The organism is Selenomonas sp. oral taxon 138 str. F0429, from assembly GCF_000318175.2.
Taxonomy (GTDB): Bacteria; Bacillota; Negativicutes; order Selenomonadales; family Selenomonadaceae; genus Centipeda; species Centipeda timonae.
The window spans coordinates 2,956-3,756 of the sequence record NZ_KB290937.1 but is presented as its reverse complement, the minus strand read 5'-3'; the positions used below and the strand labels follow the sequence as shown (position 1 = coordinate 3,756).

1 protein-coding gene is annotated in these 801 nt (G+C 57.3%); it reads right to left on the bottom strand.

Annotation, left to right across the window (positions count from 1 at the left end; all coding sequences use genetic code 11):
* Nucleotides 1-801 (bottom strand): phage major capsid protein (locus HMPREF9163_RS04870; RefSeq protein WP_009440561.1); only part of this gene is annotated, 801 nt, incomplete at both ends.

The following is an 801-nucleotide window of genomic DNA, read 5'->3' as shown; positions in this document are numbered from 1 at the left end:
GATAGCCGAGCAGACGGTCGGGTTCGCCCATCTGGTACGACGGCTGCCAAAAATATGCGCCATTCGCGTCTTTGAGCTTGCGAATGCTTGCAAGGGTCTGATCGTTGACGATGAACGACGCATTCTTGCGGTAGGGACGCTTGAGACTGTAGACGAGCGTCACGAGTTCGTCCGCCTTGATGTCTGCCGCCGCCGTGGTGACGGATGTCTTTGCCGAGGTGAGAAGCCCCTTCGGCTTGTGCGTCCCATCGCCGTTCAGGAGAGCATCCTCCTCTGCGTTGCCGAGTGCCTTGCCGAACTGCTCAATGAGGTAGTTCTCAAGCTTGAAGGCGTTGTCGTAGAGAAGCTCTTCCGTTACCTTGACTGCGACATGGAGCTTGTGCGCGTCGAGAACGATCTGGGCAAAGGTCGCGTCCCCGAAGGTAAGTGCTGCGCCCTCCTCAATCCACGCAGCCGCAGGTTTTGTGGCGGCGATGTTGATCTTGTGCTCCCCACTCGTGGTGATCGTCGTTGCAAGCGGACGCAGGACGTTCTCTTCATCCAGAACGTCGATCAGACGCTGATCGTATTCCTCGGGAACGAGATAACCGCCGTTTGCATCCACACCCTCCTGCAGGACGTTCTCCACCTGCCGGAAGTTCGTACGCAGTGCCTTCAGCATCGCAGAGCGGTATGCCTCGCTTGCACGACCTGTCTTTTTTGCATTGAACGCATCCCCTGGAGTGTTGGTGATTGCCGACGTTACAGGCTTTGCAAGCTGCGTATCGAGAATTGCCTGACGCTCCATGCGCTCGATGTCCT